Raw genomic sequence first — 13,905 nt, 5'->3', positions numbered from 1 at the left:
GGCTTTGCCTAAAAAAGACGACTTGCCTCAAAAGTCGAGTGTCTGCCTCAAAAGTCAATGTCGAATTGTTCTAACTCGCAGCCCCAATTCCATATTGACTTTCTTCAAAGCCTTTGCTCGTCCACTTTTCTCGGTAATCTTGCGTGAACCATTGGTCGAGTGTGCGGCCCAAACCAATTTGCTGGAGTATTTCTTGAAGCGAAATACCTTGCTCCTTAATACGCAGATTTCCGATCACTCGATAAACTATTTTGTCTGCCGAGCAGATTCGACACTCTTCGGTCTGTTGAAGCAAATAAGCGAGCGAAGCTAACTCGCCATCGTGAAGTCTATCGAGATAAGCTAGATCGAATTTGGCGGAAAAAGCGGCGATCTCGGTGAGAGTTGGATCGAATACCGTGATGGCGTTGGAATTGATGTATTGAGCGAGATCAATCGGCTGCCGTTCGCCATTGGAATCCTCATAAAAGTGGGCTTCGTCAACGACGGTTTGCGCCAAATACACATTGCATTTTGCAATAAATTTGTCCCACAACTGCTGCTTGAAAAGCTCTATGACAACATTGGCGTCAAGCAGCAACAACCTGAACTTCTTCACCGTCAGAAACCTCCTGATCGAATTGCTGGGCCTCCTGCCGACTAATGTTCAGGTATTCCGCGAATTGACCAGTGGACATTTCACCATGACGAAATGCCTTAATAGCTAGGGCGCGATAACGCTCAGGATACGTTGGTGGCTTCGGAGAATCTTCACGTCGGTCGAGAATATGTGCGTATTCCTCTGCACGCTTTATATCCTTTTGCACCTGTTCGTTATCTTCGGGAAGATGATTATAAAGATCGTACATTCGGGAGATCACAGAATCAACCGAAACGTCGAACTCACGAGCCACATCGTATAACGAATCGAAGCCAATCTTCTGGTCCCGAATCCTCGAATTGATTGCGCTACGAAATGGGTCGCTTGGCATTAACAGATTTGCGGCAAAGTGTCCCGCAAATCTCTCCTCCGCCTCGCTTGATGCTGTATTGGTACTCGCAGGATGGAAAACATTCCACGTCAGAAGATGAAATAACTCATGCGCCAAGTCGTCATTCCGGCGTCCACGCGGATTGTTGGCGTTCAACAAAATCGCTGGACCATACTCTTCGGAACGGACAGACGCAGCAGTCCCCACAGGCTCAAACTTTAGATGGAAAACTTTAACGCCCCATACTTCTTCAAGCACAGCAAGCAAACACTGTCCGGGTCTGTCGCCAAGTTGTAGCTCATGCCGTACACGCTTGGCAAGTTCCTCTGCATCCCCATTGCTATAATGGTCGGAACTCCCAGTTATTTCAGGCAGACCAGTATCTACTTTTTCATCGCACCAGTTTTCGAGATTGCGATATTGTGAACACAAACGCCGGAATTGGATTTCAGTCTGTTCGGCATCAATGGCTGGACGCATTTTCCAAAGGACGCATGGTTCAGGCGCAATTGGCCCTGGGTCCAGAAAGAATGCAACGGATCGGCGGTAAAGTGAGGCCAGTTTAGATAGCTGACTCAGACTCGGCTCTCGCTTCCCATGCTCAAGCTCAGAAAGAACGGATTTGCCGATCCCGCTTCGCTCCTCAATTTGCGGTCCAGATAGTCCAGCTTGCTTGCGGGCGTATTTCAAACGGTCGTGAACTGCCATATTAAAACAGAGCCTTCGGATTATGAATTCGGATTCCTAGAAGATTATAGCGTTGTTATCGGCTAAATGGAACAAAAAAGTTCTATAAAACAGAACATGATCCATAAACATCGAATTCACAAGAGGTTACGGCAATCGAGGCAGTACGTTTCGTTCCCCAAACTGGCTATTTTCTCTCGAACTTCTTGGGTCTATCCCAATTCGCACTCTTGCACTTGGGACAGACTCTAGGCTTTTCGTCTTTCTCTCGTGGCAACCATTCGTGACCGCATCTGCACCGGCAACCGGGCAGCATAACCACCCCAATCGGTACATTCTTCATAGTAGAATCCTCCTGTTAAGGAATATCTACAGTATATACCACAAGTATTGACAAGTCAAAACCGACATGGTATATATTAGTAGTATATCTCTTTATGAGTTATCTGAGGTAACTACTATGAATGAACGCGAACAACGTGGGTTAGTCATTGCCGCCAAGTCTCGGATCAGGAAAAAGGCTGGTCTGTGGTCGGTTCCCTCTCAAACCGGCAACGGACGCCGCTATACCGTCAATCTGACCGCTGGCACTTGCACTTGCCCGGACCACCAAGAGGCCGGCCATAAGTGCAAGCATATTTTCGCGGTCCAATATACCGTCGAACGCGAGTACAGCGACGACGGAACGATGATGCAAACCGAAACCCTCACCATTCAGACTCCGCGCAAAACCTACCAGCAAGACTGGCGAAGCTATAATTGCGCGCAAGTGAATGAAAAGGACAAGTTTCAGCTATTGCTACGTGGACTCTGTGACACGATTCGACCGCCGAAACGGGGTCTTGGGCGTCCGCGCATTCCGCTCCCCGATGCGATTTTTGCCGCCGTGTTCAAAGTCTACTCCACGGTTTCAGGCCGTCGATTTATGTCCGATCTCCGCGATGCAAATGAAAAAGGCTACGTCGCCCGTTTACCATCTTACAATTCGATTTTCAGGATTCTGGAAGCCGAGACGACTTCGGATGTTTTGTATTCCTTGATCTTGGAAAGTGCCAATCCTCTCAAAGCCATTGAAATCAATTTTGCTTGTGACTCATCGGGATTCTCTGGCTGCCGTTTTGATCGTTGGTTCGATCAGAAATGGGGTGAGCAAAGGTCAATGCGGGCATGGGTGAAAGCGCACGTAATGACCGGCGTGAATACCAACGTCATTACGGCAGTTGAAATCCACGGCCAGCATTCTTCGGATACCGTGTTGTTCAAGCCTCTGCTGAACACTACTGCTACACGGTTCAGGATTGGCGAAGTCTCAGCGGATATGGCATACCTCAGCGAAAGCAATTTGCAGGCGGTCGTCGATGCTGGCGGGACACCATTGATTCCTTTCAAAAGCAACTCGGTTGCTTCGCGTCCCGGCTTGTGGAACAAGATGTATCACTACTTCCAGTTAAACCGTGACGAGTTTATGGCTCGTTACCACCAGCGATCAAACGTCGAATCGACGTTTAGCATGGTGAAGGCAAAGTTTGGTGATTCAGTCCGCAGCAAAACTGATACGGCGATGAAGAATGAAGTGTTGGCGAAGATTCTTTGTCACAACATTTGTTGCTTAATCAGCGCGATGTACGAATTGGGGCTTGATCCGAGTTTTGAGGCAGAATTGCAAGTTGCCCCAAAATTGGCTGCCAGTTAGGCATTTTTAGGCAAAGCCCACGAACGTCAAGAAAACATCGGCCGTAGTGTGCAACCGATTCACAATCCGAATACCGGCAGCAGTGCTGGCCCATCAGTTCGGCGTCGAGGCCGGATTGCAGCTACCACTGCGCTATAACGTCGGTCCCAACACTCAGATTCCCGTCATCCGGCAAGTTGGCGGCAAGCGCGAGCTAGCGATGATGAAATGGGGATTGGTGCCTGCTTGGTCCCCTGAACCAAAAGTTAAATACAGTACGTTCAATGTGAGAAGCGAGGAAGCCGCAACCAAATCCACTTACCGGTCAGCCATGAAAATCCGGCATTGTCTGATACCGGCTGATGGGTTTTATGAGTGGGAGGAAATCAACAAAAAGAAATACCCGCACTACTTCCAACTTCGGCATCAACCCATATTTGCCTTTGCAGGGCTGTGGGAACGATGGGACAAGGGACAACCACCGTTAGAGTCGTGTACGATCTTGACAACGCGACCAAACGAACTGCTACAGAAAATCGAACACGATCGAATGCCGGTCATTCTCTCGCCAAATGATTACGCCGCTTGGCTTGATCCCACGAATAACGCTCCTGAATCGCTGCGATATTTATTTGAACCGTGGCCGGCAAGTGAAATGACGGAACGCCCTGCAAATACCTACGTGAACAAAGTCGGCAACGAAGGGCCGGAATGCCTCACGATTGCTCCCTAAGCGCGCGGGCGATATACCACTGTCAATCGAGCAAGAACTCGCGCAATCGGTCAACCAAATCGCGCTTCTTGGTCCAACATTCCCAAACGACAAGGACCTTCCAACCATCTTTCATAAGTCGCTTCCGGTTGCGCCGATCGCGCTCTGCATTCCCCTGTAATTTTGGAATCCAGTAAGAGCAATGCGTTGAGGGCATCGGCCTACCTAATCTGCAATGATGGCGATGCCAAAAGCAACCATTGACCAGAATAATCTTCTTGAGACGTTGAAGAACAATGTCGGGCCGACCAGGCAAGCGCGGGTCGTGAAGGCGGTAACGATAACCCAGGCGATGGACAAGCTTGCGGACGATCATTTCCGGCTTCGTGTCACGCGATGTGATCCGCGACATTGTTGCCGACCGCTGCAAATGCGAAAGATTGTCCATTTTAATAATTGCGAACGGCAATCGCTTTATGCTCTCTTCGGAATTCCATTCACCGAAAAATAGTAGCAGTCCTCCCCTGGTTCAGAATAAGCTCGGAAATTATACATATTCGCCTGCCCGTAACATATTTGAACTCTACCATTCTCAAGGGCATAGCAGCCTGCACCGATCGTCGAGATTTTGGTATTCATTGGGGCAATGATCGTATTGTATCCTTCGATGCTCTCTGCCTCCTGCTTCAGCGCAGCCATTGTCCCGTCCGCGTCGTAACACGGAAACACAAATTCACGGATATTGCCAATTAAATGTCGAAGTCTACTCACGACTGCTTCGTTCGTTTGCTGGTGACCGCGAGTACCTTCTTCCGTTGGATCGCCGCAGCCAATTGCAATGAGCGTGGGTTCGTATTCCTGAATCAGTGCCAATGCTCTTTCAGTTTCAAAGCCTGCAAGCACGATTAGGTGCGTGCGCCTCGAAGGCAGCAATTCTCCGGGAAATCCCAAAACAGATCGCACTTCACGAATGCCTTTGCTAAGCCATTTCCGCTCAGCCGGGTCACCGACTGAGTATTCTTTTGCGTGCGCATATACAAAGTCAACTTTGTCATCGGGGCGAACGGTCTCCGACAGTATTCTAAAGAGAATCAACAATCCTTCGTGGGTAAACGTTGTAATGTCGATCAACCATCGCTTCGACGGCCCACTGCAAGCAGCACGCACTCCACGGAGGATGGAATCGGCGCTCTTGATTGGGTCCTCGGTATCCAAATAAAGCGTGTCGTGGCGTCCGTTGAACAGGTGTGCCAGATACTTATGATTCTCGCCCACCATTTGCGAGTGATTCTCGTTCATGGCAATTAGCGTCTTGCCGACGCGAAAAGCATCAATGTTGTCGGCGACTGATCTGCACCTAACCTCATAACTTGCGGAGCAGACAAAGACATCCACTCCGGGCTGGGTGATTGCTCGAAGTTCGCTGAGTTTTTTTCGTGTAGGCTTCACCGAATCACCGTTTAGTCAAAGAGAGTCAACTGGCCTTGCTCAAACGACTGAGACACCCCTGCTTCTTTGATTTTACGAAGAGTCTTGTCGGGATTGTGCATAGCATCAAATAGAATGTTGTTCGTAACGAACAAGTACCCTGCGAAGCTCGATGGATCAAGGTTAAAGTGCGGTGCTAGCCGCCTCGTTAGCACGTACAATCGAGTTCGTCCAGTCCCGTCCTTGTTGCCGATTGATGAACGATGAAAATAGCCGTATCGGACGCCCATATCGAAAACTCGAATCAGTTCGGGGTCGGGCGCGCCTGAAATTGCGACGGAGAACACTCGGCGCTCTGAGTCCTCAGAAATGAGTTTCTGATAAAACGTATTTCCTAATACGCGCAGTAGGTTGCGCAGTTGCTCCGTTACAACCTGAACATTCTCAAGCGTCTCAGTTGCAGCGTGATTTGCAGCATAGGTCGCCTCATCCTCCACCATTTTATCGAACTCGCTGAACATAAGCCGCTCAGATTCTGCCCGGATAACGACATCCTGTATTCCTTGCCGAATGCTGCGCACCGGCGCATGCTCGATCCTTGCGCGTTCTTCGTCGTACATCTGCGCCGCTGGTTCGAGAAAGTACCGAATCAACCCAGACGAGATATGGACAAGCTGGTCAAACCCAGCGTAGGAGTAGCTACTGGTGGACTTTGACTGTCCTGCGAGACTCTTAATGTATTCCGGGCGCGAATATCTCGCCACGTCATCGTCGGCTCGATAACCCTTTCCAGAGTCGGGCCACGCATCCTTGATTTTCTTCGCTAATGCGCGAATCTTCTCTTCCTGCTCTTGATCCGGTGGGAAGAACGATCGCGGATCGGCATCAATCTCGGCCCAACCACCCCGCATTAAACGTTTCCTTACGATCGCTTCAACCCTTTTGGAATAGAGGCTCCGTGACGATGTATAGACATCTGCGATGTTGATCTCTTGGAAATCATGCGGCGATTGAATGGCTGGGCCTGCGATTGTACTGAGCGTTTTGTAGCGCAATTGAGTTGAAATCTTGATGCTTACATCACCTGCCGTGCGGGTGGAAACCCAGGAATTCAGAACGCGAGTCTGCGTTCGATTAAGGTAGTCAGCATCGTCAATTAACAAGAAAAATGGGCCATCGGCCAAGAATGGAAGCGATCGAAGTCCTTGAAGCACGGGAAAGAGGAAGTCAAGATAACCGCACAGGGCACCGGAATAGGGCAGCGGATGTTCGGGTGCAATCGCCAGTCGCCTCGTATATTGATTGACCTCAACGTAAAGCCGATCAAATATCGAAGCGCATTGCGCGAATACTTCTGCCGGCAGTATATCCGGCTCGATGGAGAGGCTTTGACTCCATCCGGCCATGATGAGTCTGGGTGCGAGGACGGTGTTAATAAAGCCGTTGGTAGCAGCAGAATGTTCTGTGCCGACATCAGCGGCGGCGCTAGCGAGGCTGGAGAAGACTTTGCTCGCAACAAATACGGTCAAAATATGCTCATTTAGTATAGCATCGGCATGTTGCGTCTCAAGGCGATGGAGTTCAGTTAGATTCGGCGCGGTGTTCTTGATCGAAACTAGCACTCCGCAAAACGGAAGCTGGCGTAGCGCACATCCACGCGCCAGCCTTTGACAGTCGGGGAGCAAATACCGAAACATCATGCTCTTCCCACATCCACGTGGCCCACTGACCATTGTGTGTCCTTGGTCCAAGATTTTGTAGAAATCCGTAAAGACATCTACGAAGAGAGCCTGAACATCGGCGGCATCCATGTCTTCCGGTGTCAAGACCTTGAATGGATTGTCGGTTAGGGTCATAGAAGTCATAGGCACCTCAAGCCGGATGGAGCAAGCGATCACAGAGTGATTGTCCTGTCATTTTCACTTCCGGGCAGAAGTCTGCTATCGTCGAGGTCGTGAAGTCTGGATAACCGGACTCTGCAAGTCGATACGCGATCGGATCAATCATCGGAGAGAGGCAATTGTTGTCTTGGTAGACTTTGATTTGCACGTCAATTGAATCAATTCGCGCGATGTCGCGCATAAACCTCATGCAGTACATTCGTTCGCAGTGCATTTTCAAAGTGCGCACAAAGATTTCATCCAGCAAGTAGACACGAGAGTCAGCCTTACCGAAATCACTGGTTGCATCGTTTACGGTAAATTGGAAGTGCAACTGAATGTTGTGCTGTGCTGGCTTCACGATCACCGAGTGCAATGCGAGGGCATATTTATGAAAGACTTCGCTTGTTGAATTTATTTGATTTTGAGAGAGCATGAATCTCGCAGCGCGTGTCGAATCGTCAGCTAACTCGTCAGCAAGCCGAAGGGTTGCAGCAACAGCCTGGAAATGTACCTGTTTGCCAAGAACCGGCTCGACCTGTGGCAGTTTACCGATTGTGTCTTTGGACCCGTCTATCCTTCCTCCGTGAGCACTAGCAATCTGCTGAATTGCACGACGTTCAGGTACGTCCTCGCCCACGAGTGGACCAAGCGCCCCGATTACCTCAGCAAGCTTCGTTTCGTGTCCCGATCGTCCATAGATATTCCCGACATCGTGAAAATGTGCAGCTTGAAGCAGGAGATACACTTCGTATGCACTCATGCTAGTGTTGCCATCGGAGCTAACGAGATCGGCCGCGCGCGCAATCACGGTTCGGATATGATTCTCGCCATGATCCGTCAGGTAGCCGGAGTCATTCAGAAGTGCGCCGCTCTCTACATGTTGGTAGACATATTCTTTTAGATAGTTGAATACGTTAGCCAACCTATCTCGATATGGCAGACCACCGGATGGGAACGCGCTTTCTGGCTGCGATGAGAGCCATTGAACAAGTATCGGCGTGTTCTGCGTGAGGTAACTCATTTTGGAACAATGTGGTCAGCGCTCGTGGGCTAGTAGTGAGGAAAATACAGCACGAGCCAACAATGGAGGAACCGCATTACCAACCTGTTGCTGTTGAAACCCAATTGATCCGTGGAACTCATAGCTGTCTGGGAACGATTGTATGCGAGCCGCTTCACGAACCGAGAGTCCACGGTGTTGAGCAGGATGAATTAACATGTTTTTTCGGTAATTACCAATGACTACAGATGGTTCGTCGGGCTTCAAGCGATAGTAGATGCCGGTGTGGCACCGCGATCGGTCCCTATAATTGCGCATCAGGCGAGCGGGGATGGATTCCCAGTTGCCGCCTGGCGGAATATGCTCATACCGCTTGATGACCACCGGCGCATTATTGCTGACAAGGTGATTAGAGGACGTTTTTAGACGCTGACGCAGTTGCTTAGCGTACTGCGAAGAAGGAGAGCGACGATACGGCTGCCGGGAAATAGTTGCGCCGTTTTCTAGGCGTGGCAGATCATCAATCGCGTCCCGAACGGTTAATGGTTTGTTGTGGCTGAGAGTGGGCATTTTGAACTTCACGCCGTGACGCGATCCAACGAGGAAGAAACGAGCACGATTCTGAGGAACCCCAAAGTGCATCGCGTTCAATAAACCGAGTTGATTTGTGTATCCAAGACACTCAAGCTGATCGACGACCTGCTCCAGAAAAACACCGTTCGCGGTATCAACGATTCCCTTTACATTCTCGAACACTACCCAGTCTGGCTTCACCACTCGAACCACGCGCAGGAATTCGAGAAACAACCAATTCTCAGGATTGTCCGGCGAGCGCGTCCGTTGGTTTGAGTATGAAAAACCTTGGCAGGGCGGACCTCCAAAAACAACCGTCTGCGATTTTGCGTCGAGAAACTCTCTGATTGTGGGTGCGGTCAATTTCCGAATATCGCAATTCACTACTTTTGTGCATTTGTGATTAGCCGAATATGTTTGCGCAGCGTACTGATCCAACTCAACAGCCAGAGCGACCTTAACACCAGCCAGTCGAGCGCCGAGACTCATTCCTCCGGCTCCAGCAAAAAGGTCGATTCCAATGATTTCAAGCGATTTCCTGCCCATCGGAATCAGCCTTGTCCCGGTTTCCAAAAATCGCCATCTTACCACGATGCCGACCGGGATTACAGATACCGAAGGGAGTTTATCGGTACTTAGCCACGCTTCGCTAGGCAGAACTCACAGCGATTGCGCAAAGTCTGCGGTCAGATTTTGGACCATGCGCAAATAGCAATCTGGCCCCGCTACCCCATCTGAATATCCGCTTGAAGTCCCCGTTGGCTTAGTGACTCCTTAATTCCCAATTCGACGGTGTTCTCTCGGATTGCTGCGTCGCCTTTGGCGACGATGACCACATCGCAACGAACGTCTGCACCTTCCTTTGCCAACGGGTCGATGACTTCGTTGTAAATGTCGTTCCAGTTCTCCCAAGGCAGTGTCAGAGCAATTCGCACACGGCTAACGCGACGCTCACCGTGGACAATCTTCACCCCTGCGCCCGAATGTATAAACTCGTCCGATGGCAATCCAGGTTTTGGCAATGTGCTATCACCCTGCGCGCCTGCCTCAAGTTTGAGCGGTTCCGGCTCCGGCAATAGCGACTTAGCAAGCTCTGGCCTTAGCAGCCACGCCGATTCTGTGACTTCGCATTGATTTGCTGTCGCCTGCCTATCGGCGAAGAGGATTGTGTCGAATTGCAGTTTCTCGCCGTCACCGAGTGCGTAAGCGAACAGACCCCGTTGAACACCTCTGGCAATGCAGTCTGGCAAAACTCCGCTGTTAAGTAGCCTCGGCAAGTGCGTCAACTGCGTGAAGAAATCGGACAGCACTCGGACGTTGACGGTTTTGTTCTCTTCCGGCCACAACCCGAAACGCGATCCGATTAGAATTGCAGGATCGAGCTTTTCGAGGATTTGCTGCTCATCTTTAAGTTTGTCGAGGACCTTCTGACTCAGCGTCGCCTTGCTTACGGCGATGCCCATCTCGATTGCGCGGATCGCCTTTTTCTCGGTCGGAACTAAGATATGGCGATACACTGCTGAAAGTGCGGCTGGCAATCGCACTTCAGCTTCCTTCAATCTCGCTGACAAGTCTTTTAATTGCTCATCAGTCAATTGGGCCTTCGTGCTCTTGTGATCCTCGATGCTCCGCAGCGCAAGCAATCTACGCGCAGCATCGGTAACTTCGGATGCTCGCTTCTGATCTGGTGCAAGGAAGACCAACATATTGGCATATTTGCGGAATCCCTTGCCATGCTGCTTTAAGATTCGTCCAACGAGGTCCTCAGTTTCCTTTGGCAGGCCGTCTTCGTTTGCTCCGTATTCGAGGTCCAAAACAACCAAACTCAATCTTGGCTCATCCCCTACAAAGCTATCGTCGCCCGGCTCAGGATAACGATATACCCGAAACACGGCTTCACCGATCAATTCGTTCAGCTTCGTTTTGGCAAACTCGCGCACCTTATCCGGCTCTGAGCGAATCATCTCCTCACGGTCCACAAGAATACGATTGAGATTCGGTCGGGCGTCGAAGCGGTACAGGCCGTTGTCTTGATACAGATACCACAATCGCTTCGTCATTCGATCGAGCGCGTCGGACACAAACGGAGGTGCCATCTCAGGATTCAGAACCGCCACGCGCAACTGTGGCAAAGTGGCTCCCCGTTGTTGGCCGCCGCTGAACGAGTACATGAAGATTGCCCGCGCCAGCTTCTCAGAGACATTTTCCTTGGCGTATTCACTTCCCAACTGCCGGTCGATTTCCGATGCTTTGGCGTGGCTCCCGGATATATCGCTTTCGATGACGGAGTGGAACACATTGCCCGATCCAGTGTGCTTGACCAGCTCGCTCCGCACCGCCGACGCACCGAGGTTAATTGAACCACTAGCAATCAATAACTCATTATCTTTGGCCTGGTAGAGATCGGAGATTACGTCAGCCAACAGCCGTAAGACGCCACGAGTGCGCTGGAATTCAGGGATGCTTCCCCATCGCTCGTAAAGCCCTGTAATCAATTCAGGGTGAAACGGATATGCTCGCTCAATTTCCAATCTGTAGTTTGATTCCCGGCAGCCACCGGGCACATCCTCTCCAAGTCCGCGATACATTTCCCAAAAAGCCTGTGCGGCTGCTTTGTGATGCGCTGGGTCACCCAAATTCTCGAACAGGCGCCGGCGAATTACTTCGTAGATTTCCGTTCCTTCAACCGTCTGACGCACTTTCTCAATTCTTCCTAATACTTTTTCAAGCGATGCGTATGCTGCCTCCGCGTTCTCATCCATGTACTCGCCAATCTGACTGGTCAGTGTGGCAATCATTACCGCGTGCGGGCAATTGGCCACGGCGATGGAAAGCTCTTGCAGGAACGAAAGCGTGTTGCCGCGCAACGTGCTATCGACTGTCCGGATGCCGCCAGCCTTGATGAGATAAATTAGAATCTCATCCAGAAGAATCAGGCATGGGCCGGCCTCGGCTAGCAACTGACCGAGCAAGTCAGTGCCGGGAGAAATCTTCTGTTCGTCGCTCTTGGCGACCAATTTGTAGAGTCGGTCGCCGCCAAGTTGCCATGCCATTTCACCCCAAAACGTTCGGCTGCTTGTCGGATTGAGTGCCGTGCCGACCAGACACGCAACACTCGCCGCCGGAATTTGCTTTAGGCCGGCAGCGTGAACAAGCTTTTGCACTTGTGGGAGTTTTCCCACTTCACTTGACTTTCTCAGCAAGTGATACAGAGTCAAAAGCGTGTGTGTCTTGCCGCCGCCGAATGCCGTCTGCAATTGGATAACCGGTTCAGTCTTTCCGGTGCCGGCCAATCGACCGATCACGTCGATCACCAGCTTCGACAAGCCATCTGTCATGTACGTCTTGGCGAAGAATGTGCTGGCGTCCTGATAATCGAGCGCGCCCCGTCCCGCTAACACTTCGCCTAGATCAGCGGCGAATACCGAAGAGTCAAACTTGCCATCGCGGATGTCTTTATGCGGAACGGCGACCTGCCGCCACGGCTTGAGTCCGGTCATGCTTTGCTCCCTGTCAGCCAGCGAAGGGCTAAATCGGGTCCTGCGGCTGCTCGCAAGAGCCGTAGCGTGTTTTCCCTGAGTTTTCTTGGTCCTTGCAAAAATCGCCCAATCGACACAGCATTATCTCGACCCTGTGGACGAAGAATATGATCGACGGCTACCGGATCAGAGAAAGTGATCGACTCCTCGTCCTCGGCGACTATTCGGTAGCGATACTCCTCGCTCGGATATTCCTGATCCTCACCGGCATTTTCCATTACTTCCTTAACGATCCAAATTGCTACAAGAAAGCCTGCCTGCTCAACTTCAACTCGCACGTTCTTCCCGGAGGTCACCATCCACAAGCGATCTCCCGGCTCAAGAGTGCCGAATAGTCGGGAATTCGAGTACCAGCCATGTACTCGGCCTTCTTTCACGTTCCAAACGTAGTCTCGCCAATAAGTTAGCACATCCGTCATGGTCGTTTCTCACTTGACTTTTACGCAATTTAAGCCGATACTTTGAGTGGAGGCTTTGGTCGTCTCGCAAGAGGTGGTCATTGCCTTTCTTTTTGCGCTTATGTCTCTTCGGGAGCTTGTTCTTCAAGTCGGTCATATCTGCCTCGAAGATCGTCAATGTAGACGATTCCGTGCAATGGCCAGACACCGCTCCCATCTGGTTTCGGCTTCTCTCCGTGAAATTGCATGTCGTGTAATTTAGTCGCATAAGGCGAAAGCTCGTCACGCCGAAGTTGTGTCATTCGGTTAAGTCGCCAGGCCCAACCGATAATGTAAGCAGTCAAATCGGCGAGAAGAATGCCGGTGGTCAGATCAGAATGCACGAAGAACGGTTCAGGGACAATTCGAGAGCTTCTGTAGCGTCCTGTTTCGTGTCCCAGGAAATAGGCTGCCATTTGCTGAACAAGAATGTGCGATTTGGACTTGTCGAGTTCATCGAAAACGATCAATCCGCGTTCACGGGGCGGCAGCGTTTCCAAAAAATAGAAGTACCTCTCGAAAAGGTACACGTAATCCTTTCTTAACTGACCGGCAGTCGGGCGCGGTGAATTCGGATCAGTCACCGATGCAAATACTTGCACGCTGAAACTGGCTGCAATATCAAGTACGGCATGAACAAAGTTGAGGATTTGTCGGCTGTATGCCACCATCTCCGGGTATGTCTCTCCGCACTTGTCTAGTCCTTTCGCTCGTGCCTCCTTACCTTTAAGAAGCAACGAGTTCGCTAACGGAGTCAATTCCTCAGCAGATATGGCAATGTTGCGCGACGCGATTCTGAATCGTTTGGTCTTTAGTAGTTTGCGGCCCTTTGTTTCCTCGCTGTGCAAGTCTCGCAAATAGCCGCCGAAATGGTCGCGCTCGGCAGAGCGAATCGCACGAACCATATTCCAGAGATTGTCTTCCGAAACGGCAACTCCGGCTAAGACCTCGCAAGGGGTCCCGCTACGATCGTGTCCACTTTCGTCGATGAAGAGCAGCATTT

General features: G+C 50.8%; 12 protein-coding genes. 2 read left to right on the top strand and 10 right to left on the bottom strand.

Going from position 1 to position 13,905, the window contains the following annotated elements:
- Positions 1-70: 70 nt before the first annotated feature.
- Positions 71-580 (bottom strand): hypothetical protein, encoded by a 510-nt coding sequence (locus VFE46_14290; GenBank protein HZZ29163.1) that lies wholly within the window; start codon positions 578-580, stop codon positions 71-73.
- Positions 570-1,679 carry an XRE family transcriptional regulator gene (locus VFE46_14285; protein HZZ29162.1) on the bottom strand — a complete coding sequence of 370 codons (1,110 nt, stop codon included), beginning with the start codon at positions 1,677-1,679 and terminating at the stop codon, positions 570-572. Before VFE46_14285 ends, VFE46_14290 begins: the two co-directional genes overlap by 11 nt.
- Before the next feature lie 439 nt (positions 1,680-2,118).
- Here VFE46_14285 and VFE46_14280 point away from each other — a divergent pair, with 439 nt between their 5' ends.
- Both VFE46_14280 and VFE46_14275 read left to right on the top strand, forming a co-directional pair.
- Entirely contained in the window at positions 2,119-3,351 is a 1,233-nt protein-coding gene (locus tag VFE46_14280; protein ID HZZ29161.1) for a transposase, read from the top strand.
- Positions 3,352-3,397: 46 nt separating this feature from the next.
- Positions 3,398-4,063, top strand: a complete 666-nt coding sequence (locus tag VFE46_14275; GenBank protein ID HZZ29160.1) for an SOS response-associated peptidase — start codon at positions 3,398-3,400, stop codon at positions 4,061-4,063.
- Between the two features lie 22 nt (positions 4,064-4,085).
- Here VFE46_14275 and vsr read toward each other — a convergent pair whose 3' ends face one another.
- From vsr to VFE46_14235, 8 genes are all read right to left on the bottom strand, one after another.
- Positions 4,086-4,490: a DNA mismatch endonuclease Vsr gene (vsr, locus tag VFE46_14270; GenBank protein ID HZZ29159.1), complete on the bottom strand. Its 405-nt coding sequence runs from the start codon at positions 4,488-4,490 to the stop codon at positions 4,086-4,088.
- A 26-nt stretch (positions 4,491-4,516) separates the two neighbouring features.
- Positions 4,517-5,491: a hypothetical protein gene (locus tag VFE46_14265; protein ID HZZ29158.1), complete on the bottom strand. Its 975-nt coding sequence runs from the start codon at positions 5,489-5,491 to the stop codon at positions 4,517-4,519.
- 11 nt (positions 5,492-5,502) lie between these two features.
- Positions 5,503-7,335, bottom strand: a complete 1,833-nt coding sequence (locus VFE46_14260; protein ID HZZ29157.1) for a hypothetical protein — start codon at positions 7,333-7,335, stop codon at positions 5,503-5,505.
- A 7-nt stretch (positions 7,336-7,342) separates the two neighbouring features.
- On the bottom strand, positions 7,343-8,374 hold the full coding sequence (locus VFE46_14255; GenBank protein ID HZZ29156.1) for a hypothetical protein: 1,032 nt from the start codon (positions 8,372-8,374) through the stop codon (positions 7,343-7,345).
- 15 nt (positions 8,375-8,389) lie between these two features.
- Entirely contained in the window at positions 8,390-9,472 is a 1,083-nt protein-coding gene (locus VFE46_14250) for a DNA cytosine methyltransferase (protein HZZ29155.1), read from the bottom strand.
- Positions 9,473-9,651: 179 nt separating this feature from the next.
- Positions 9,652-12,426 carry a DUF499 domain-containing protein gene (locus tag VFE46_14245; GenBank protein ID HZZ29154.1) on the bottom strand — a complete coding sequence of 925 codons (2,775 nt, stop codon included), beginning with the start codon at positions 12,424-12,426 and terminating at the stop codon, positions 9,652-9,654.
- Positions 12,423-12,884: a hypothetical protein gene (locus tag VFE46_14240; protein HZZ29153.1), complete on the bottom strand. Its 462-nt coding sequence runs from the start codon at positions 12,882-12,884 to the stop codon at positions 12,423-12,425. The genes VFE46_14245 and VFE46_14240 overlap by 4 nt, the downstream gene beginning before the upstream one ends.
- A 98-nt stretch (positions 12,885-12,982) precedes the next feature.
- Entirely contained in the window at positions 12,983-13,903 is a 921-nt protein-coding gene (locus VFE46_14235) for a DUF3800 domain-containing protein (GenBank protein ID HZZ29152.1), read from the bottom strand.
- Positions 13,904-13,905 lie beyond the last annotated feature (2 nt).

It is taken from the genome of Pirellulales bacterium, assembly GCA_035656635.1.
Taxonomy (GTDB): domain Bacteria; phylum Planctomycetota; class Planctomycetia; order Pirellulales; family JADZDJ01; genus DATJYL01.
Note: the sequence above shows the minus strand (reverse complement) of the source record. Positions and strands in the feature narration are given on the sequence as shown.